The 20,827-nt window shown below is 68.9% G+C and carries 20 protein-coding genes; 14 read left to right on the top strand and 6 right to left on the bottom strand.

Features of this window, described 5'->3' with window-relative positions:
• The first annotated feature begins 93 nt into the window (after positions 1–93).
• The 4 genes from ACZ63D_RS14670 to ACZ63D_RS14655 are packed head-to-tail and all read left to right on the top strand — an operon-like array spanning position 94 to position 3,344.
• Positions 94–717 (top strand): hypothetical protein, encoded by a 624-nt coding sequence (locus tag ACZ63D_RS14670; RefSeq protein WP_465354831.1) that lies wholly within the window; start codon positions 94–96, stop codon positions 715–717.
• On the top strand, positions 718–1,884 hold the full coding sequence (locus ACZ63D_RS14665) for a glutathionylspermidine synthase family protein (protein WP_465354830.1): 1,167 nt from the start codon (positions 718–720) through the stop codon (positions 1,882–1,884).
• 55 nt (positions 1,885–1,939) lie between these two features.
• Positions 1,940–2,392, top strand: coding sequence for a DUF350 domain-containing protein (locus ACZ63D_RS14660; RefSeq protein WP_465354829.1), 453 nt, complete (start codon positions 1,940–1,942; stop codon positions 2,390–2,392).
• A gap of 37 nt (positions 2,393–2,429) precedes the next feature.
• Entirely contained in the window at positions 2,430–3,344 is a 915-nt protein-coding gene (locus tag ACZ63D_RS14655) for a haloalkane dehalogenase (protein WP_465354828.1), read from the top strand.
• Positions 3,345–3,392: 48 nt separating this feature from the next.
• Here ACZ63D_RS14655 and ACZ63D_RS14650 read toward each other — a convergent pair whose 3' ends face one another.
• Both ACZ63D_RS14650 and ACZ63D_RS14645 read right to left on the bottom strand, forming a co-directional pair.
• Positions 3,393–3,929: a DUF4240 domain-containing protein gene (locus ACZ63D_RS14650; protein WP_465354827.1), complete on the bottom strand. Its 537-nt coding sequence runs from the start codon at positions 3,927–3,929 to the stop codon at positions 3,393–3,395.
• Between the two features lie 38 nt (positions 3,930–3,967).
• Entirely contained in the window at positions 3,968–5,248 is a 1,281-nt protein-coding gene (locus ACZ63D_RS14645) for an aspartate aminotransferase family protein (RefSeq protein ID WP_465354826.1), read from the bottom strand.
• A 152-nt stretch (positions 5,249–5,400) separates the two neighbouring features.
• On the opposite strand from ACZ63D_RS14645, the gene serS reads away from it, so the two are divergent.
• From serS to ACZ63D_RS14630, 3 genes are all read left to right on the top strand, one after another.
• On the top strand, positions 5,401–6,669 hold the full coding sequence (gene serS / locus ACZ63D_RS14640; protein WP_465354825.1) for a serine--tRNA ligase: 1,269 nt from the start codon (positions 5,401–5,403) through the stop codon (positions 6,667–6,669).
• Positions 6,670–6,695: 26 nt separating this feature from the next.
• Positions 6,696–7,169 (top strand): hypothetical protein, encoded by a 474-nt coding sequence (locus ACZ63D_RS14635; protein ID WP_465354824.1) that lies wholly within the window; start codon positions 6,696–6,698, stop codon positions 7,167–7,169.
• An 80-nt stretch (positions 7,170–7,249) separates the two neighbouring features.
• Positions 7,250–8,251 carry a DUF3558 family protein gene (locus tag ACZ63D_RS14630; RefSeq protein ID WP_465354823.1) on the top strand — a complete coding sequence of 334 codons (1,002 nt, stop codon included), beginning with the start codon at positions 7,250–7,252 and terminating at the stop codon, positions 8,249–8,251.
• A 19-nt stretch (positions 8,252–8,270) separates the two neighbouring features.
• On the opposite strand, the gene lhgO is transcribed toward ACZ63D_RS14630, so the two are convergent.
• Entirely contained in the window at positions 8,271–9,455 is a 1,185-nt protein-coding gene (lhgO, locus tag ACZ63D_RS14625; RefSeq protein ID WP_465354822.1) for an L-2-hydroxyglutarate oxidase, read from the bottom strand.
• Positions 9,456–9,516: 61 nt separating this feature from the next.
• On the bottom strand, positions 9,517–12,594 hold the full coding sequence (locus ACZ63D_RS14620) for an AfsR/SARP family transcriptional regulator (protein ID WP_465354821.1): 3,078 nt from the start codon (positions 12,592–12,594) through the stop codon (positions 9,517–9,519).
• Positions 12,595–12,708: 114 nt separating this feature from the next.
• Here ACZ63D_RS14620 and ACZ63D_RS14615 point away from each other — a divergent pair, with 114 nt between their 5' ends.
• From ACZ63D_RS14615 to ACZ63D_RS14585, 7 genes are all read left to right on the top strand, one after another.
• Positions 12,709–13,857 (top strand): DegT/DnrJ/EryC1/StrS family aminotransferase, encoded by a 1,149-nt coding sequence (locus ACZ63D_RS14615; RefSeq protein WP_465354820.1) that lies wholly within the window; start codon positions 12,709–12,711, stop codon positions 13,855–13,857.
• Positions 13,858–13,884: 27 nt separating this feature from the next.
• On the top strand, positions 13,885–14,814 hold the full coding sequence (locus tag ACZ63D_RS14610) for an NAD-dependent epimerase/dehydratase family protein (RefSeq protein ID WP_465354819.1): 930 nt from the start codon (positions 13,885–13,887) through the stop codon (positions 14,812–14,814).
• A 37-nt stretch (positions 14,815–14,851) separates the two neighbouring features.
• Positions 14,852–16,069 carry a glycosyltransferase family 4 protein gene (locus tag ACZ63D_RS14605; RefSeq protein WP_465354818.1) on the top strand — a complete coding sequence of 406 codons (1,218 nt, stop codon included), beginning with the start codon at positions 14,852–14,854 and terminating at the stop codon, positions 16,067–16,069.
• Complete coding sequence (locus ACZ63D_RS14600; RefSeq protein ID WP_465354817.1) at positions 16,069–16,686, top strand: acyltransferase; 618 nt, start codon at positions 16,069–16,071, stop codon at positions 16,684–16,686. Before ACZ63D_RS14605 ends, ACZ63D_RS14600 begins: the two co-directional genes overlap by 1 nt.
• A gap of 84 nt (positions 16,687–16,770) precedes the next feature.
• On the top strand, positions 16,771–17,343 hold the full coding sequence (locus tag ACZ63D_RS14595; protein WP_465354816.1) for a Uma2 family endonuclease: 573 nt from the start codon (positions 16,771–16,773) through the stop codon (positions 17,341–17,343).
• 127 nt (positions 17,344–17,470) lie between these two features.
• Positions 17,471–17,968 carry a SigE family RNA polymerase sigma factor gene (locus ACZ63D_RS14590; RefSeq protein WP_465354815.1) on the top strand — a complete coding sequence of 166 codons (498 nt, stop codon included), beginning with the start codon at positions 17,471–17,473 and terminating at the stop codon, positions 17,966–17,968.
• A complete protein-coding gene (locus tag ACZ63D_RS14585) occupies positions 17,965–18,702 on the top strand; it encodes a hypothetical protein (RefSeq protein WP_465354814.1) in 738 nt (245 codons plus the stop codon). The genes ACZ63D_RS14590 and ACZ63D_RS14585 overlap by 4 nt, the downstream gene beginning before the upstream one ends.
• A gap of 1 nt (position 18,703) precedes the next feature.
• On the opposite strand, the gene ACZ63D_RS14580 is transcribed toward ACZ63D_RS14585, so the two are convergent.
• Both ACZ63D_RS14580 and ACZ63D_RS14575 read right to left on the bottom strand, forming a co-directional pair.
• The gene (locus tag ACZ63D_RS14580; RefSeq protein WP_465354813.1) at positions 18,704–19,657 is read right to left on the bottom strand and encodes a Gfo/Idh/MocA family protein; all 954 of its coding nucleotides are present in this window, start codon (positions 19,655–19,657) and stop codon (positions 18,704–18,706) included.
• Positions 19,654–20,760: a DegT/DnrJ/EryC1/StrS family aminotransferase gene (locus ACZ63D_RS14575; protein WP_465354812.1), complete on the bottom strand. Its 1,107-nt coding sequence runs from the start codon at positions 20,758–20,760 to the stop codon at positions 19,654–19,656. The genes ACZ63D_RS14580 and ACZ63D_RS14575 overlap by 4 nt, the downstream gene beginning before the upstream one ends.
• Between the last annotated feature and the right edge of the window lie 67 nt (positions 20,761–20,827).

Here is a 20,827-nt window from a genome sequence, read left to right as displayed (position 1 = left end):
ACCCATGATGCCCGCGCCGCATGAACCGCGCGTGTGCCGGGTCGATTAGGGTGGAACACGGGGTTTGCAGTGCTGGGGGATTACGGAGCGCACATGACGCAGGACGACAACAGCGGCGTGCAGCCGCCCGAGGAGCCGAAGAAGCCGGGTTCGATGCGGTTCCAGGACGAGAACACGCAACCCCGGCAACCGTCGGTGGCCGAACAGCGAGCCCGTAAGCAGGCCATCGCCGACCAGGAGCGCGAACGGCAGGAAGCCCTCGCGGCCCGGGAAGCGGCCGACGCGAAGGCGGCCACCAAACGCAAGATCCTGATCGGCAGCGGCGTCACCGTCGGCCTCGTCGGGCTGGTCGCGACGTTCTACACGATCGCCAAGCCCAAAGAGGTCACCGCGTCCTGCGTCACCTCCGACGGGATCATCCAGGACGACAAGTACTGCTCTGAGGACTACGCGGTCGCCAACCACGGGCACTACAGCGGCGGGTTCTGGTTCATCCCGATTCCGGGCGGCACCGGGTACACCCAGTACCGCTACAACTACGGCGGCACCGGCAACATCGGGCAGCGCGTGTCCGGCGGCACGTACACCGCGCCGTCGGGCAACACCAACGTTTCGACCAAGTCGGGCACCAGCATCCAGCGCGGCGGGTTCGGCATCAGCGGCAAGAGCGGCACCTCCGGGGGCACCGGCGGGACCGGCAAGAGCGGAGGCTCGTAGGTGTATCGGGACCGGCGGGAACCGCGCCGCGACTGGCAGCGGATCGTCGAAGAGCAGGGCCTGGTCTACGGCACCCCGGCGCGCGACGGCACCGGCAAGCCGCGGCCGTACTGGGACGAGTCGGTGCACTACGTCTTCGACATGGACGAGGTGCTCTCGCTCGAGGCGGACGTCGAACTGCTGCATTCGATGTGCCTGGAGGCCGTCGACAACGTCGTGACCACCGAGCAGTACCACCGCTTCGGCATCCCGGAATGGGTGTGGCCGCACATCGCGGAGTCGTGGAAACGCCAGGACCCGCACGTCTACGGCCGTTTCGACCTGCGCTACGACGGCAAATCGCCGGCCAAGCTGCTGGAGTACAACGCGGACACGCCGACCACGCTGCTGGAGGCGTCGCTGCTGCAGTGGCACTGGAAAACCGACGTCTTCCCGGAAGACGACCAGTGGAACTCCATCCACGAGAAGCTGGTCGAGCGCTGGGCGGAGATCGGCGGCAAGCTGCCGTCGAACGAACTGCATTTCACCTGGTCCGCGGCCGATCCGAGCGGCGAGGACCACGTGACCACGGCGTATCTGCAGGAGACCGCGGCCGAGGCCGGGCTCGACACGGTCGGGCTCGCGATCGAGGAAATCGGCTGGGACCCGGTGCTCAAGCGCTTCGTCGACCTCGCCGAGGCGCAGATGTCCACGGTGGTGAAGCTCTACCCGTGGGAATGGGTGGTCGACGAGGAGTTCGGCAAGTTCGCGGTGGAGACCATGCCGCGCACACTGTGGGTAGAACCGCTGTGGAAGATGCTGCTGTCGAACAAGACACTGCTCGCCGTGCTGTGGGAGAACTACCCCGGGCACCCGAACCTGCTGCCCGCCTTCGCTGACGACCCCGGCCTGCTGACCGAGTACGTGCGCAAGCCGAAGCTCGGCCGCGAGGGCGCGAACGTGCAGATCGTGGCCACCGGGTACGAGACGCAGACCGACGGCGTCTACGGCGCGGAAGGCTACGTCTACCAGGCGTTCGACCCGCTGCCGGAATTCGACGGGTACCGGCCCGCGCTCGGCGCGTGGATCGTCGGGGACTCCTCGGCGGGGCTGGGCATCCGCGAGACCAGCGGTTTGGTCACCGACGACGGCGCGGCGTTTGTGCCGCACCGGATCCCGGAGTCGTGATACAACCCTGGATGTCCGATTCAACTGGTGCGAATTGGCCATCCAGGGAGACCCCGTGACCACGACCCTCGCGCTGCCCGCGACCTTCGGTTCCGACCTCGTGCGCGGGATCGGCGCGATCCTGCTGTACGGCATCGTCGGCCTGGTGCTGATGTTCGCCGGTTTCTACGCGATCGACTTCACCACGCCGGGCAAGCTGTCGAAGCTGGTCACCCGCGGGCTGCCGAACGCGGTGATCGTGACCGCGTCCGGGCTGCTGTCGATGGCGTTCATCGTGGTCGTGGCGATCTACAGCTCGGCGAGCGACCTCACCGCCGGGCTGATCACGTCGCTGGTCTACGGCCTGCTCGGCGTCATCGTGCAGGTGCTGGCGGTGCGGCTGCTGGAGTGGGCGACCCGGATCGACGTCGGGTCGACGATCCAGAGCGAGAAGTTCGCGCCGGCGAGCGTCGTCGTCGCGGCGGCGCACCTCGGGCTCGGACTGGTCGTCGCGGTAGCGATTTCCTAGCGTTCGCGCACTGCCGCGCGGTCCCGTTCCCACTAACGTGGGAACCGTGCGACTCCTCAGGACGCCGGAAGACCGGTTCGCGGACCTGCCCGATTTCGCCTTCGAACCTTCCTACACCGACCTGTCCGATCCGGACGGCGGGCTGATCAGAGTCGGCTACGTCGAGGCCGGGCCCGCGGACGGGCCGCCGGTTCTGCTCCTGCACGGCGAGCCGAGCTGGTCGTTCCTCTACCGGAAAATGCTTCCGGTGCTGGCCGACGCCGGATTGCGGGCGATCGCCCCGGACCTGGTCGGATTCGGCCGGTCGGACAAACCCGCGGAGATCGTCGACCACAGCTACGCGCGGCACGTCGAATGGATGCGCCGGTTCTCCTTCGACGTGCTGGGCCTGGAAGGGGTCACGCTGGTCGGGCAGGACTGGGGCGGGCTGATCGGGCTGCGCCTGGTGGCCGAGAACCCGGGCCGGTTCGCCGGGGTGGTCGCGGCCAACACCGGGCTGCCGACCGGGGACGTGGACATGCCGCCGGTGTGGCACAAGTTCCGGGAGGCGGTTGAAGGCGCGCACATCCTGGACGTCGGGCGGTGCGTGCAGTCCGGCTGCCAGACCGCGCTGCCGGAGGACGTCCGGGCGGCTTATGACGCGCCGTTCCCGAACGAGATGTACAAGGCCGGACCGCGGGCGATGCCGGGGCTGGTGCCGACGCGGCCGGACGATCCGGCCTCGGACGCGAACCGGGCGGCTTGGGCTGTGCTGAGCGAGCTGGACGTGCCGTTCCTGTGCGCGTTTTCCGACGGGGACCCGATCACCGGGGCGATGGGACCGATTTTGCGGCGTTCCATGCGCGGAGCTGCTGGTCTGGACCATCCGACGGTGGCCGGGGCCGGGCATTTCCTGCAGGAGGACGCGGGGGAGACGCTCGCCGAGCATGTGGCGCGGTTTGTGCGGCGTTGACTGACCGCCGTGCGGGAAGCGTTCCCGCACGGCCGTTCCGCCGCGGGGTCAGTCCAGGTAGGCCGCGGCCAGCCGGGGCAGCCTGCGCCGCAGTTCGTCGGCGTCCTCGTAATCGAACTCCCAGTCCGGGTCCAGCGGCGGGTACCGGATGGTGAATGAATCGGCGGGAAGCTCCTCTCCGGTCGCGTCGATGTGCGCGCTCGAGGCGATGCCCAAGGCGGCCTCGCACTCCAGTTCTTCGCAGTCCTCGGCGGCCTCGCGCGCCGCGGGCAGCTCGGCCAGTTCGTCCGGGGCGGCCACGATCCGCTCGAAGACCTCCCGGCCCTGCAGGACCAGCCAGCCGCGGAAGTAGTCGAAGCCGTCGTCGGAGCAGCCGCCGTTGGCCAGGTAGGCGGCTGCCCACAGCGGACCGCGGTAGGAGTCGGCCAGCAGGTCCCAGACGATCTGCTGGGCGGCCACGATCTCCTCCCGCGGTCGCGCGGCCAGCAGGGCGCAGGCTTGTTCGGCCACTTCGTAGCTGTCGCGGGGCGCGGAGGCCTGGCCGCGTGCCTGGTCGATCAGAGCCCAGAACTGTTCGGTGTTCACGAGAACGGATCTTCGCACCGGGGTACGACAAAAACCGGTCAGGAGAGCGCGGCGAGGGAGTCGAGCAGGATCCGCAGGCCTTCGGCGGCTTCGGATTCGGTGAGGGTCATCGGCGGCCCGATGCGCAGGACGTTTTTGTGCAGCCCGCCCTTTCCGACGAGCAGCCCGCGGTTTTTGGTTTCTTCCAGCATGCGCTTGGCGGCGGCGGTATTCGGCGTCGTGGTGCCTGGTTCGACCAGTTCCACGCCGATCATCAGGCCCTTGCCGCGCACCTCGCCGACGAACGGGCTGTTCGCCGAACGCAGACCGTGCATCAGCTGGTCGCCGCGGGCTTTGCAGTTCGCTTGCAGGTCGTGGTCGTCGATGTAGTCCAGGACGGCCAGCGCGCCCTGCATGGACACCGGGTTGCCGCCGAAGGTGGAGAACGACTCCGCCTGGAAGCAGTCCATAACGTCGCCCCGGGCGACCACGCCGCCGACTGCCAGGCCGTTTCCGAGACCCTTGGCGAAGGTCATCATGTCCGGCACCACGTCGTGTGCCTGGATGCCCCAGTAATGGTCGCCGGTGCGGCCCCACCCGGTCTGCACCTCGTCGGAGATGAACAGGATGCCGTGCTCGTCCAGGACTTCCTTCATCGCCTTGTACAGCCCGTCCGGCGGTGAACTGAACCCGCCCACGCCCTGGATCGGCTCGGCGATCAGGCAGGCGACGTCGCCCGCGGTGGCGGTTTCCAGCAGTTCCACGAGGTCGGCTACGCAGGCGTCGATGTAGGCGGTGTCGGGCAGGTCGCGGAAGGGGCTGCGATAGCGGTAGCCGCCGTGGACGTAGTTGACCTTGATCGGGCTCAGCGAGGACGCGGACCAGCCGCGGTTGCCGGTGATCGCGACGGTGCCGAACGACCGGCCGTGATACGAATTCCGCATCGCCAGCACCTGGTTGCTGCGGCGGTACTGGGTGGCGAGCATCAGCGCGGTGTCGTTGGCTTCGCTGCCGGAGTTGGTGAAGAACACCTTGGCGTCCGGGATGCCGGAACGCTGCGCGATGCGTTCGGCCAGCTCCACCTGCGAGCGGATCAGGTACAGCGTCGAGGTGTGCAGGACGCCGGTGTCCAGTTGCTTGCGGACGGCGTCGCTGATCGCGGGGACGTCGTAACCCATGGCGTTGGTGAGCACGCCGGCGAAGAAGTCGAGATAGGTGCGGCCGGTGGAATCGGTGAGCCGGCGGTCCTGCGCGTGCACGATTTCGATCGGTTCGTCATACAGCAGGGACATCCAGGACGGGAGCACCGCACGGTGGCGCGCGAGCAGGTCGTCGGTCATGTGAGTTCCCTCCGCTCCGGGTTCTAGCGAGTATGGGGAGCGCGGGAAACGGGCGACAACGATCAGACTGTCGGGTTGTCCGCGGGGCGCCGCACAGTGTGTACGGGAAACCGCGTCGAAGTCGTGGCTGGCCTGCGACTACCCTTCTGTCCGTGATTGACCCCAGGACTCTGCGCGAAGACCCGGAAGCCGTGCGCGCGTCGCAGCGTGCCCGTGGCGAGGACGAGGGAGTGGTCGACAAGCTGCTCGACCTCGATCAGCGCCGCCGCTCTGCGATCGCGACCGCCGACAAGCTGCGGGCCGAGCAGAAGTCCGTGTCCAAGCAGGTGCCGAAGGCCTCCCCGGAGGACAAGCCCGCTCTGCTCGCCCGCGCCAAGGACCTGTCGGCGCAGGTCAAGGCCGCCGAGGTCGAGCAGAACGAGGCCTCGGAAGAGTTCGACAAGCTGTTCCGCGTCCTGCCGAACCTGGTGCACCCGGACGCGCCGATCGGCGGCGAGGACGACTTCGCGGTGCTGAAAACCGTCGGCGAGGTGCCGTCGTTCGACTTCACCCCGCGCGACCACCTCGACCTGATGGAAGGCCTCGGCGCGCTCGACATGGAGCGCGGCGCGAAGGTGTCGGGCTCGCGGTTCTACTTCCTGTCCGGGGTCGGCGCGCAGCTGCAGCTCGCGCTGCTGAACATGGCCGTGGCGCGCGCGACGGCGAACGGCTTCACACCGATGATCACGCCGTCGCTCGTCCGCCCGGAGATCATGGCCGGCACCGGGTTCCTCGGCGCGCACTCGTCGGAGGTGTACCGGCTGCGCGACGACGACCTGTACCTCGTCGGCACGTCGGAGGTCCCGCTCGCGGGCTACCACTCGGACGAGATCCTCGACCTCGCCGCCGGTCCGCGCCGCTACGCCGGCTGGTCGTCGTGCTACCGCCGCGAGGCCGGGTCGTACGGCAAGGACACCCGCGGCATCATCCGGGTGCACCAGTTCGACAAGGTCGAGATGTTCGTCTTCGCCAAGCCGGAGGACGCCGAGGCCGAACACGAGCGGCTGCTGGGCTGGGAAGAGGAGATGCTCGCCGCGATCGAGGTCCCGTACCGGGTCATCGACACCGCGACCGGCGACCTCGGCACGTCCGCCTACCGCAAGTACGACTGCGAGGCGTGGGTCCCGACGCAGGAGACCTACCGCGAGCTGACCTCGACGTCCAACTGCACCACCTTCCAGGCCCGCCGGCTGTCGGTCCGCTACCGCGACGACAACGGAAAGCCGCAGACGGCCGCCACGCTGAACGGCACCCTGGCGACCACGCGGTGGATCGTCGCGATCGTGGAGAACCACCAGCAGCCCGACGGTTCGGTCCGGGTGCCGGTGGCGCTGCGCCCGTTCCTCGGCGGGCTTGAGGTGCTGGAGCCGGTCAAGCGCTGAACTTCGCGAAGGCGAGACAACCTCAGATGGCATCCGACAGAGCCCTGATCCCTGCTCTGCGCAAGGCGGGTTCGCTGGCCACAGTGGACTACACGCTGGCCTTCGCGGCGCTGGCGGTCGCCGGCTGGCTGCTCTTTACCGCCGAAAAGGGAACGCACGCGTCGTTCCGGTTCGGGCTGATCGCGATCGGCGGCGCGGCGTTCTGCCTTGTCGTCAACGGGGTCATGCTGCTCCGGGGGAGAGACCGGCGGCCGATGTTCCGGTCCGCGGACGCGAAGTTTCTCGCGACGCTTCGCCAGGGTTCGGTGCGGATCTGGCTTTTCGGCCTGCTGCTCGCGGCGATCGGCTCCGGCGTCATTCTGCTGGTGCCGAACTCGCATCCGCTCCGGCCGCGGGTGAGCGGGACGACGATGGCCATCGCGATCGCCGCCGCCGCGGTGGTCGTGGTGGCCGCCGGGGTTTCCGCGCTCGTCCTGCGCCGTGCGGTGCCGAAGCCGTGATCGCCGGGTCGTTCCTCGCCGTTCCGCGGGTGCGGAACCGCACTGGTCAGTAGGGTGCGGGGCGGAGGAGGAGACAGCCGATGAGGTTCAACGGAGCGGCGGTCGCCCTGGCGGCGGCCGCGATGCTGCTCGCCGGGTGCACGCAGCAGGTGAGCGGCGTGGCTTCGCCGGTGCCGGGACAGGGGCCGGTGACGCCGGTCGTCGACCCGTGCAAGCTGCTCGACGCGAAGCAGCTCGCCGGGCTTGGGTACAAGCCGCCGGGCAGGTCGGTGAAGGCCAGCAAGGAACAGCGCGCGCCCGCGATGTGCCTGTGGACCGCGACGGACACCGAGCACACCGTGGTGATGTCCGTCGGCTGGTCGGTGGATCTGAGCCTCGACGACTACCTCCAGGGCGCGATCAAGAAGGCCGATCCGGTGCCGCTCGGCGGGTTCCAGTGGACGCGCTACGCCGGGTTCATGGGCGGCAGCTGCGATCTGTACACGACGCTCGGGCCGAAGTCGTTCGCCTTCGTGAGCGTGTCCTATCCGGACGACGCGCAGGCGTGCGAGCGCACGAAGAAGGTCATCCCGCAGGTCGCCGCGCATCTGCCGGGTGGGCAGCCCGCGCCGCCGATCACGCCGAGCACGCCGCCGGAAGGCACCGCGCCGACGGGGCCGCTCGCGTCGGTCAACCCGTGTCAGCTGCTCAAGCCGGAGCAGGCGCAGCAGCTGAAAATGGTGCCGCAGGGCGAATTGGACAGCTCCAAGGTCATCTCGCCGAACGTGACCTACTGCCTGTGGAAGGACACCGACGGAGACGGCGGGCAGAAGCCGTTCGAGGTCTGGGTCGGTCCGGACGTGCCGCTGAAACGCTGGCCCGGCATGGAAGTCGCGCCGACCGAGCAGATCGACGCGAACGGCCGGAAATGGTCGCTGTTCCCGAACTTCAACGATTCCGGCGGCGTGATCTGCGCGGCCGGGCTCGCGGTTTCGGACACCGCCTCGATCCAGATCGTCAGCGGGCAGCTGTCGGACAAGAGCAAGGCGTGCGACGTGATCAAGGCCGGAATCCCGATGGTGTCGGGGAATCTGCCGAGCTGAACCGTCTACATCGGACGGTTCAGTCGGTGACCCGGTCGGCGATGTACTTGGCGATCTCCAACGCGCTCGTCGCCGCCGGGCTCGGCGCGTTGAGCACGTGCACCTGGTCCTTCGTGGACTCGATCAGGAAGTCGTCCACCAGCGAACCGTCCGGGCGAAGCGCCTGCGCCCGTACGCCGGAGCCGTGGCGCACGATGTCGTCCTCGGTGACCGCGGGCACGAGCTGCGCGAGGCTGGCGGCGAAGCGCTTCTTCGAGAACGACCGCAGCACTTCTTCGAGGCCGGTCGGGTACGCGTACTTGCGCGCGAGCTTCCAGGCACCGGGGAACCGGGCGACGTCAGCGAGGTCCTTCACCGACACGTCCGCCCAGCGGTAGCCCTCGCGGCGCAGCGCGAGCACGGCGTTCGGGCCCGCGTGGACGCTGCCGTCCAGCATGCGGGTCAGGTGCACGCCCAGGAACGGCAGCGTCGGGTCCGGCACCGGGTAGATCAAGCCGCGCACCAGGTGGCGGCGCTCCGGTTTCAGTTCGTAGTACTCGCCGCGGAACGGCACGATGCGCGCGCTCGGCTTGATGCCGGCCATTTCGGCGACGCGGTCCGCGTGCAGACCGGCGCAGTTGACCAGTGCGTCCGCGTGCAACACCTCGGAGCCGGTAGCCACCTCGACGCCGCCGCCGCGAGCCGGGCGGATGCCCAGCGCGGGCGCGTTCAGCCGCAGGTCCGCGTCCGCCTCGTCGAGCAGCCGCACGAGCGCCGCGCACACCGCGGGGAAGTCGATGATCCCGGTCGACTCGACGCGCAGCGCGGCGACGCAGGACACCTCCGGCTCGTACTCACGAGCCTCCGCGGGGGTGATCCGCTTGGCGGGCACGCCGTTGGCCTCGGCGCGCTCGGCGAGCGTGTTCAGCGCGGGGATCTCCTCCTCGCGGGTGGCCACGACGAGCTTGCCGCACACCTGCACCGGCACCCCGTACTGCCGGGCGAAATCCACAATGGACCGGTTGCCGCCGACCGACATCCGCGCCTTGAACGAGCCCGGCTTGTAGTAGAGCCCAGCGTGCACGACATTGGAGTTGTGCCCGGTCTGGTGCGCAGCCCAGCCAGCTTCCTTTTCGAGCACCGTCACGTCCTGACCGCGCTGGGACAGCTCCCACGCGACCGACAGCCCGACGATTCCCCCACCGATCACCACGACGTTCCGCACGGCAGGGAAGGCTACGCGCTCCGGTGCGCCGCTGCGTACCCCCCGACGGCGTGGTACCCGTTCACTGAACCGGGGAGAATCCGGCCAGCCCGAGGCGTTGATGCGGTTCTAGCTGCTTACCGGTGGTGTAGGCGGCGGCGAATCCGTCCGGTCCGAGTGCCTTTTCGGCGGCCGCGGTGACCTGCGCGACATCGTGCTGGCCGGGCACGGCGGCCCCGCGCACCGAGGCCGCCGCGCCGAGCAGAGCGGCGGCGTCGGAGAACTGGCCCTCCGCCGCGCAGACCCCGGCGACCCCCTCGAACGCGGTGGCCAGTGACCCGTGGTCATGCCAGCGGTGCGCGGTCTCGACAGCCACCCGCATCCGGCGGCGAGCGTCCTCCGGGCGGTTCTCGGCGACGTCGATCCAGCCGAGCGCGATCGACGCGGCTGCCCGCACGATGGCGGCCGAGAACGAGTCTGCCGTGCATTCGGTGAGCGCCTGCTCGGCGAGGGCCCGTGCGGTGGCCAGGTCGCCGGAGCGGCGGGCGAGGCCGGACAGGCCGACGTGACCGCTGGCGCGCGTTTCCGGCATGCCGGTGCGGTGGGCCAGTTCGACGGTCCGTTCGTAATCCGCCTTCGCGCCATCGAGGTCGCCGCGCAACGCTCGGCTGTCGCCGCGACGGCAGAGCAGGTCCGCGTAGTCGTCGGTCGCGCCGAGCGTCTGCATGAGCGACAGGGACTCGGTCATCGCGGCGAGCGCTTCTTCGTGCTGGCCGCGCAAAACCAGCAGTTGCGACAGGTGGTCGAGCGCCATCGACAACCCCCAGCGTTCGCCGAGTGCCCGGTAGCGTGCTTCGCCTTCTCTCAGGCCCCGTTCGGCTTCGTCCAATTCCCCGGCGAGCATTGCGCGCAGGCCGTCGCCCATCGGCACGAGCGCGGTGAGCCAGGGGTCGGGATGCGTTTTCAGCCCGGACAACCTGAGCCGAGCGTCGTCGTCTTCCGGCGGGCCGAGGACGACGCCGGACAGCATGAGCATCATCGGATGCTCCGGGGTCCACGAACTGTCCACGAGGTACTGCTCCACATAGGACCGATAGTTCGCGGTCTCGGCGGCTTCGGGGGCGCCGGCCATCGCGGTCAGCAGGCACATGAGGAACTGCTCGCGGTGTCCTTCCGGCGGTTCCGCTTGGCAGTGCCGCACGATTTCCATCGACAGCGCCGCGCCTTCGTAGCGTCGTCCGCGCAGCCACCAATACATCGACAACGCGGTGGCGATCCGCAGGGCGAGCGAAGGATCCGCCGCTGCTGACCACCGGAGCGCGGCCACGATGTTGTCGTACTCAGCGTCGATTTTCCGCAGCCAGTCCAGCTGTTCCGCGGTACGCAGCTTCGGGTCGGCTTCTTCCGCGAGCCGCAGGAACGCCTCTGCGTGCGCGCGGCGGAACTGTTCGGTCTCGCCAGCGGCGTCGAGCTTTTCCGCGCAGAACGCGCGGATCGTCTCCAGCATTCGGTAACGCCCGCTCGACGGTTCCACGAGCGATTTGTCGGCGAGTTCGGGGAGCAGGTCGACGGGGACGTCGCATACCTGCTCGGCGTAGGCGAGCGTCGCGCCTCCGGTGAAGACGGTCAGCCGACGGGCGAGGCGGCGTTCGTCGTCATCGAGGAGATCCCAGCTCCATTCCACGACACCACGAAGCGACCGATGCCGTTCGTCCGCGGTGCGGCTCCCTCGGGCAAGAAGCTGGAAGCGGTCGTCAAGCCGGGCGGCGATGTCGGCGACCGGCAGCGTGCGCACGCGGGCAGCGGCCAGTTCCAGCGCGAGCGGGAGGCCGTCGAGCGCGGTGCAGATCCGCACGACATCGGCCGCCGTTTCGCCGGTCAGCCGGAATGCCGGGTCGCTCGCCCGGGCACGGTCGAGGAACAGCCGGACCGCGGGATAAGTCTCGACGGCGGGCGCGCCGGGCGGCGGAACGGCCAGGCGGGGGATCGGCGCGAGCTGTTCGCCGGTGATGCCGAGCGGTTCCCGGCTGGTCGCGAGGATGCGTAGCCCAGGGCAAGCGGGCAGCAGTTGTGCGACCAACCGCGCCGCGGCGGCGATGACGTGTTCGCAGTTGTCCAGCACCAGCAGCGTCGCCTGGTCGCGCAATGCCGAGACGAGACGGTCGACCGGGTCCTGCCGACCGCGGGCCCCCTCGCGCAAACCGAGCGCGGTAAGGACGGCCTGCGGAACGTCGTCGGCGAGGTGCGGGGCCAGTTCCACGAAGACGCACGGTCCCGCATCGGCCGCGGCTTCGATGGCCAGCCGGGTTTTCCCAGTCCCGCCCGGACCGAGCAGCGTGACAAGCCGGGCCTGTCGCAGGAGGTCCGCGACCTGGCGCAGCTCGTCGTCGCGGCCGACGAAGCTGGTGAGCTGCGCGGGCAACGGCGTCGCGGCGTTCGCGGACTCGCCGCGCAAGGCGGCTAGGTGCGCCTCGGTGAGGTCTGGACCAGGGTCCGCGCCCAGCTCGTCGGCGAGCGTGCGGCGGGCGTCTTCGAACGCGGCCAGCGCCTCGGCGGTCCGCCCGGTCGCGTGCAGCGCCCGCACCAGCTGGGCGCGCGATCGCTCGCGCAGTGGGTGTTCGGCGACGGTGGCGCGAAGCTCGTCGAGGACGTCCGCGGCGCGGCCAAGCGAGATCTCCGCGTCGACCCGGTCGGCTGCCGCCTCGGCCCGCAGTTCGGCCAGCCGAGTGGCCTGGACCTCGGCCGCGGGAACGTCGGCGAACGCTGGTCCGCGCCACAACGCGAGCGCCTCGCCGAGCAGATCGCTGGCCCGGGTCGGGTCGCCCTCGGCCAGCTCGCGGTGGCCCGCGCCGGCCAGCCGCTCGAAGCGGTGCGCGTCCACTTCGTCCGGTTCGATCCGGAGTCGGTACCCCGCCGAGGTGAGTTCGATCGGCAGTTTCAGCGCACCGCGCAGCCGCGAGACCTGCGATTGGAGCGCGTTGGCCGCGCCTTCCGGCGGGTCCTCGCCGTAGAGCCCGTCGATGAGCCGTTCGGCGGACACGAACCGCCCGGCGTCCGCCGCGAGCAACGCCAGCAGCGTCCGGCCTCGCGTCCCGCCCACGGCGACCGTCCCGCCCGCGCCGTCCCACGCGACGACGGCCCCCAGCACCCCGATCCGCATGCGGTGAGCCTATGCCCCGAACGGGTGCTTACCCGTGGGTTCTGTCCCCGAAACAGGCACCAAGCGCGACTTCTATACACTTTGGCGCGACCCCGCGCAATGCGGGACACCCCGATGCACAGGAGATCTACAGTGGGCGAACCCGTCCTGCTCGGGAAGCCGACCGTCGGCGACGAAGAGCTCGCAGCCGTCGCCGAAGTGTTCCGTTCCGGCTGGCTGGCCGGCGCGGGCCCGGCGTGCCGTCGCTTCGAGGAGCGGTTCGCGCAGACCACCGGCACCGCGCACGCCCTGACCACCAGCAACTGCGGCTCCGCCCTGTTCCTGGGACTGAAAGTGCTCGGTGTCCAGCCCGGCGACGAGGTGATCGTCGGCGACTACACCTTCCCGGCGACCGGCCACTCGGTGCTGCAGGCGGGCGCGAAGCCGGTTTTCGCGGACATCCGCCCGGACATTTTCAGCGCCGACCCGGCCTCGATCGAAGCGCTCATCACGCCGCGCACGGTGGGCATCCTCGCCGTGGACGTCGCCGGCCAGCCCGGCGACTTCGACGAGTACCGCGCCATCGCCGACAAGCACGGCCTGTGGCTGTTCGAGGACGCCGCCTGCTCCGCGGGCGCGACCTACCGCAACCGCCCGGCGGGCAGCCTCGCCGACCTGGCCGCGTTCTCCTTCCACGGCCGCAAGGGCATCACCGCGGGCGAAGGCGGCGCGCTGGTCTCCAACCGCGAGGACCTGATCGCGCACGCGCGCAAGATCCACACCTACGGCATCGAACCGGCGATCAGCCGCGAGGGCTCGCAAGAGCTGCCGATCCCGACCTTCCACGAGCTGGGCTGGAACTTCCGGCTGTCGGACATCCAGGCCGCGATCATGGGCGTCCAGCTCGACCGGCTGCCCGACCTGCTCGCCGCCCGCCGCTCGGTGGCCAAGCGCTACCACGAGGCGTTCGAGGACGTCGACGCGCTGACCGTGCCGGTCGAGGCGCCCGACCGCGAACACCCGTGGCAGGCATACTTGATGACGGTGGCCCCGGAGATCAGCCGCGACGCGCTGGCTCTGCGGATCCGCGAGCAGGGCGTGCAGTGCAACTTCGGCACCTACGCCTCCCACCTGCAGCCGGTGTACGGCGAGCAGCAGCCGCTGCCCGTGTCCGCCGACGCTTTCCGCCGCCAGCTGGCGATCCCGATGCACGCGGAACTCACCGACAGCGAAGTCGAGCGTGTGGTCACCACCGTGCGCGAAGCCGTGTCCGCTCTTTCCTGACCCCGCCGACCTTCCTGAGGAGAACCCATGTCCGACAAGAAAGTTTTCTTCACCGGCGCCGGCGGTTTCATCGCCTCGCACGTGATCCCGATCCTGCTGGAGAAGGACTACACGGTCCGCATCTTCGACAACATGACCCGCGGCGACCGCGACCGCGTCAACGAGTTCGTCGCCACCGGCAAGGTCGAACTGGTCGAGAAAGACGTGCGCTACGGCGTTGGCGTCCGCGAGGCCATGCGGGGCTGCACGCACGCGATCCACTTCGCCACCGTGTCGATCAACAAGTCGATCGCGGACCCGGGCGAGTCGATCGACATCAACATGGTCGGCAACAACAACGTCTTCGCGGCCGCGGCCGACGAGGGCGTCGAGCGACTGGTGTTCGCCTCCAGCGCCTCGGTGTACGGCGAGCCGGAGAAGCTGCCGATGCACGAGGACGACAAGCTGAACCCGCTCACCCCGTACTGCATCTCCAAGCGCGCCGGCGAGGACCTGCTCGGGTTCTACGAGCGCACCAAGGGCCTGTCCTGGAACGCCCTGCGGTTCTTCAACGTGTACGGCCCCGGCCAGAAGATCGAGGCGTACTACACCTCGGTCATCAACCACTTCATCCAGCGCCTGCGCGCCGGCCAGCCGCCGATCATCGACGGCGCGGGCGACCAGTCGATGGACTTCGTGCACGTGACCGACCTCGCCAAGGGCGTCGTCGCCGCGCTGGAGTCGGAGCAGTCGAACCTGCCGATCAACATCGGCACCGGCATCGACACCTCGATCGCCACCCTGGCGAAGATCCTGATCGAGGCGGTCGGCGTCGACGTCGAGCCGGTGTTCAACAAGCGCGACGTCCTCGTGTCGCGTCGCGCCGCGGACATCACCCGGGCCCGCGAGGTGCTCGGCTGGGAGCCGCAGATCACGGTCGAAGAGGGCATGCGCGCCCTGGTGCGGGACTCCGCGTGAGCCTCTCCGCCGGCGCGTCTTCCGAGGGGAATGCGTAATGAGCACTGCGGGCCCGGCCGAAGGAAAGCCCATGCGGATCGTGGTGGTGAACAACTTCTTCCCGCCGCGAGTGGGCGGAAGCGCGCACATGTCGGCCTCGCTGGCCGCCGAGTACGCGGCCGCCGGGAACGAGGTGCTGGCGATCACCGCCGCCTACGGTGACGCGCCGGCGGAAGAGGAGCGCGACGGATACCGCGTCGTGCGCCTTCCCGCGGTGAAGATGCCGCAGCTCGGCCTTTCGATCGACTTCGACATGACGTTCGCGTCGATGCGGCCGGGCAACTGGCGGCGGCTGTGGAAGCTGCTGAACGAGTTCAAACCGGACGCGGTGCACCTGCACGGGCAGTTCTTCGACCTGTCCTGGATGGTCGGCATCTACGCGCGCCGGCACAAGCTGCCCGTTCTGCTGACCATCCACACGCTGCTGATCAGCGAGAACAAGATGTACGGCCGGGTTTTCCGCGCGCTGGACGCGATGCTGGTCAACCCGGTGCTGAAATACCTGCGCCCGCGCTTCATCATCCTCGACAAGCTCGGCGTGGATTACTGCGTCGAGCGCTACGGCACGAGCGACGAGAACTCCGAGTACTTCCCGATCGCGGTGGACACCGGGCATTTCGCGAAGCCGGTGACCAAGGACGTGCGCGCGGAACTGGAAATCGGGGACGCGCCGCTGATCGTGTCGCTCGGGCACGTGATCCCGCTCCGCAACCGGCTGCCGCTGATCGAGGCGCTGCCCGCGATCCTGGAGCGGCACCCCAGCCTGCGCGTGGTGATCGTCGGCCGGGTGTACCACGAAGCATTCCAGCAGCGAGCCGAGGAACTGGGTGTGTCCGACGCGCTGATCGTCACCGGCGCGGTGCCGAAGGCGGACGTGCCGGCGTATTTCGCGGCCGCGGACATCGTCACGCACGACCTCAACGGCGGCTGCGGCACCGCGTCGCTGGAGGCGATGCTGTCCGGCACCGCGACCATCGCGTCGGTCGCCGAGGACAACTACCCCGGCATCGAACTGCACAACGGCGAGAACATCCTGCTGGTGCGGCCGAACGACTCCGAGGCGGTCGCGGCGACCGTACTGTCCCTGTTGGACGATCCGAAGGAACGCGCGCGGATCGCCGAACGGGAAGCGGCGATGGTCCGGGACAACTTCGGACTGGACGTGGTGGCCGAGGAACACCTGCGGGTGCTCACGAAACTGGTGGCGGACAACTGATGTTCTTCGACGACGAGCGCAGCAACCGGCTGCGTCCGATGATCCTCAACGACCTCGTCGCGCAGTACATGAACGACGCCGAGCGGGCGGCTTTTTACGGCCTGCCGGAATCGTGCCGCGTGCGGGAACGGGTCAAGATCATCAGCCCGGACAACCTCACGATGGGCGAACACTGCTGGATCGGCGAGGGCGCGGCGCTGGACGCCAGCGGCGGCCTGGAAATCGGCGAGCACACCAGCATCGGGCTGAACACGCTGGTGTTCACGCATTCGAGCTGGCTGGCGAACATGGCGCTGGAAAACCATTCCGGCAGTGATTTGATCGAACGCAAGCCGGTGAAAATCGGCAAGGGTTGTTTCATCGGCGGCCTCGTGGTGATCATGCCGGGCGTGACGATCGGCGACTTCGCGACGGTGCAGCCGAACTCGGTGGTCGCGAAGGACGTCCCGGCACGCTCGCTGGTGGCGGGCAACCCGGCGCGGGTGTTCCAGCGCTACGACGAGGAGTACATCGAGGCGGAGGTGAAGCGGGTCCGCGAGGAAAACGCCCGCCGCCGCGCACTGTCGGACGACCCGTCCGGCTGGGGATCCCCGTCGGGTGACTTCACGGGGAAGTGATTCGGACACGGTGCGTCACGCGCTGGCGGATGCTCCGGGTAACATGGGACACTGTTCTCAGTCACTGTCGGTGAAGGAGAAGTCATGAGTGTCCTGGAATGGCCTCACCACCTCCTGACCCTTGACGACTGGGCGGACCTTCCGGCGCACCCGGAGGTCCGAGTCGAGGTCGTCGAAGGGGTCCTGTCAGTGTCGCCGCGTCCGATGTCGCTCCACCAGCTGATCGTCAGCAGACTGCCGTATCTGCTGACGACGCAGCTGCCGCCGGAGCTGGTAGCGGTCGGAGAATTCGAGACGGTACTGGCCGACGTCCCGCCGACAGTGCGGGTGCCGGACGTGCTGGTCGCGCCGTCGGACCTCATCGAAGCCAACGTCCCGCGGGTCGAGGCGAGCGACGTTTCCCTGGTGGTCGAGGTCCTTTCGCCCGCCACCAAGGACGTCGATCTGGGTGCGAAGCTTTTCGAGTACGCCGATGCGGGGATCGAGCATTACTGGATCGTGGATCTGGACGCGCCGGTGAGCATGATCGCGTACCGCTTGATCGACGGCGATTACGAGAATTTCGGCGAGTATTCCGGCGCGGTGGAGCTGGAGGTCGCGGGGGTTCCGGTGAAGTTCGATTTGGACGCGCTGATCGACCCGCGCGCCCAACGCTGACACCAAGCACCACCTCGAACACCATGCGTCGCCAGTGAGATCAGACTGACCAGCCATTACATCGACGCACGTCTCCCACCCACGTAACCTGGACACCACAGCGGGACCGGGAAACAGAGGTGGGACAGTGCGCGGGGACGACGAGTTCGCCGACTTCGTGCGGTCCTGTTCCGCTCGGCTCACCCACGCGGCCTACCTGCTCACCGGCGACCGCCACCAGGCCGAGGACGCCGCGCAAACCGCCTTCACCCGCACTTACGCCGCCTGGCCAAGAGTGCGGCGCAAGAACCCCTACGCCTATGCCCGGCGCGTGCTCGCCAATCACGTCATCGACCTCTGGCGCCGCCCGATTCGCGAATACGCCACCGATGAGATGCCGGAACCGGCGAAAGTCCCGGACATCTCGCACGCCGTCACCGATCGGGAATGGCTTTCCGACGCCTTGGCTCGGCTCACCGCGCGGGAACGGGCCGTAGTGGTTCTCCGGCATTTCTTCGATTTGCCGGAACACCAAGTCGCCGAGGAACTGGGCGTGTCCGTCGGCACGGTGAAGAGCACCAATTCGCGTGCACTGGCGAAGCTGCGTGTGGACGGCGACGCGCTGGTCGGGGAGGTGAGCGCATGACCGACGAACTTGACCGGTTGCGCGCCGCGCTTCAGGAAGCGCCCGCCGAACCCTTCAAGGAGCCCGATCTCGACCGGATCTTCAAAGAAGGCGGGCGGATCCGGCGGCGGCGGCGGTTTTTGACGTCCTCGGGCGCGGCGGCGGCCGTGGTCGCCGTGGTGTTCGGCGCGGTCTGGCTGCGTTCGCCGGGCAGTGCGCCGGAACAGGTGCACGCGGCGGCGGCACCGACGCCGATGGTGACGAGCGTGTCCTCGACAATCCCGGCCCCGGCTCCGACGACGGCTCGATCGAAGCCGCTCGGCGAGGTGATTTCCACCGGTACCTACGCCGACGGCGCGGAACTTGTCTTCTACGCGACGGAAGTCGACGACCCGGACAACCTTCCGGATGTCCAATTCGGAGTGATGGCCAGCCTGTACGAGCCAGACGGCAACCTGCGTCCGCTCTACCTCGCCAACGAATCCGACGGCAAGGACCGCACTTTCGGCTTCCACGCCACCTCGGGCGGCATGACCGTGTCCGACGTCTGGGTGCCGGTGTACGGCTATTTCAGCGGACCGGCCGCGCGCATCGAGACCACAGTGGACGGTCGCACGATCCCGGCGCACACGGCGCGCTGGAGCGAGGATCCGGACGTGGTCGTGTTCTGGTTCGACCAGGATGACGTGCCGTCCGCGGAGAGGGCGACCCCGCTGGTCGCCTACTCCGCGGACGGCAAACGCCTCACCGAATAAATCAGGCGGCCTCGGCCAGCACCTGCGCCACGACCTCGTGCGACGGCAGGATCAGCGCCCGTTCGACGTCCGCGTCGACCTTGCCCTCCAGCAGGTCGACGAACCGGTCCAGCTGAGTCGCCAGCGGTTCGCGGGCGGTGACCAGTTCCGGGATCTCGATGACGGTCTGCTGCCGGTAGCCGAGACCGTCCGGGGTGACCGAATCGTGCGAGACGTGCCGGTAGATCGTCACGTCGCGGCGCAGCAGGTCGATCTCCACCATGCGGTCCAGTTCGGACACCATCAGCGACCGGACCTTGCGCTGCGCCAGCCGCGAAGCCGACACGGTGGCCAGCCCGGTGGGGAACGACAGCACCGTTTCGATGGTGTCCTCGGCCCCGCTGACCGACTGCGGGTGGAAATATCCCGCGCTGGAGGTGACCCGGCCCGGCGTGGCCCCGCCGAAGAACTGGATCGCCAGGTCGACGTCGTGCACCAGCAGGTCCCACGCGACCCCGGTCTTGATCCGCGGCGCGTACGGGCCGTGCCGGCGCGCCATCAGGTGCACCGGTTCGTTCACCAGCGCCCGCGCGGTCATCACGGCCGGGTTGTAGCGCTCCAGGAGCCCGCACATCAGCGGGACGTCCTTTTTCGCCGACAGGGCAACGATTTCCTGCGAGAACTCCAGGCTGTTGCACACCGGCTTCTCGACCAGCATCGGCTTGCCCTGGCCGAGAATCTCTTGCGCCAGCTCGTAATGCACCTCGGTGGCCGAGGCGAGCACTACGGCGTCCACATCGGACAGTGAGCCGATTTCCGGCGTCCACTGGGTTTCGTAGCGTTCGGCGACCGCGCGGCCCGCTTCCTCGCGCGGATCGATCACGCGGGCCAGGTCCACCCGGTCGTTCTGCGACAGGACCCGCGCGTGCAGCGAGCCCATGTTGCCGGTGCCGACGAGTGCGATGCGGTGCGTCATGCGCCGAGTACCTCGCGAACGGTCTCGATGATCCGGTCCAGTTCGGACTCGGTCAGATGCGGGTGCACCGGAAGCGAAAGCGCTTGCGCGGCAACGGCGGACGCGACCGGGAAGTCCTCGACCCGGGCGTCCGGGATCAGCGGGTGCCCGCGGTAGCAGTCGTAGTCGAAAACGATCTTCGGGTAGTAGATCCCGTTGCCGATGCCCTTTTCGGTCAGCGCGGCGGCGAATTCCTCGCGCGAGAGCATCGCGTGCGGGCCGACCAGCACGGTGTACTGGTGCCACACGTGCTCGCGGCCGGGCAGCACCTGCGGCACCTCGAGGCCCGGCGTGCCGGCGAGGCCCTCGGACAGCCGCTTCGCGTTGGCCTGACGGGCCGCGGTGAGCTGGTCGAGCTTCTCCAGCTGCGGAATGCCGACCGCGGCGTGCAGGTCGGTCATCCGGTAGTTGTGCCCGGCCATCTCGTACTGGTAGCGGGCCTTCATGCCCTGGTTGCGCATCACGCGCAGCTTGTCCGCCAGCGCGTCGTCGTCCGTGGTGATCACGCCGCCCTCGGCGGTGGTCACGTTCTTCGTCGCGTACAGCGAGAAGCAGCCGATGCCGTACGACCCCGCCTTGCGGCCCTCGAACGAGGCGCCGACGGCCTGCGCGGAATCCTCGACCACGTGCAGCCCGTGCTCCGCGGCGAGCGGCGCGAGCTTGCCCATGTCGGCGGTCTGGCCGTAGAGGTGCACCGGCATCAGGACCTTGGTGCGCGGGCCGATCGCGGCCGCGACGGCGTCCGGATCGATCGCGAAGTCGTCGCGCCGGATGTCGGCGAACCGGACGGTCGCGCCCGCTTCCAGAATCGCGTTCAGGGTCGCGACGAAGGTGAACGGCGAGGTCACCACCTCGTCCCCGGGCTGCAGGTCGAGTGCCTGCAGGGACGCGACGAGCGCGGTCGTTCCGTTGTTGACAGCGATGGCGTGCTTCGTGCCCGCGACATGCGCGAACGCGTCCTCGAAGCGCTTGACCATCGGCCCCTGAGCGATGGCGCCGGATCGCAGCACCTCGACGACCAGGTCCTCCGCGTCTCGGACGTCGACCACGGTAATGGGGATCATCGGCAGTCTCTCTCGGCTGGGGAAATCGATGCGTCCGGTACAGTGCTAGGCGCTCCGGCCGCGAGGC

The sequence above is a fragment of the Amycolatopsis sp. NPDC104775 genome (genome assembly GCF_055583325.1).
The sequence above is the reverse complement of the archived record's forward strand: the minus strand, read 5'-3'. Positions and strand labels throughout refer to the sequence as shown.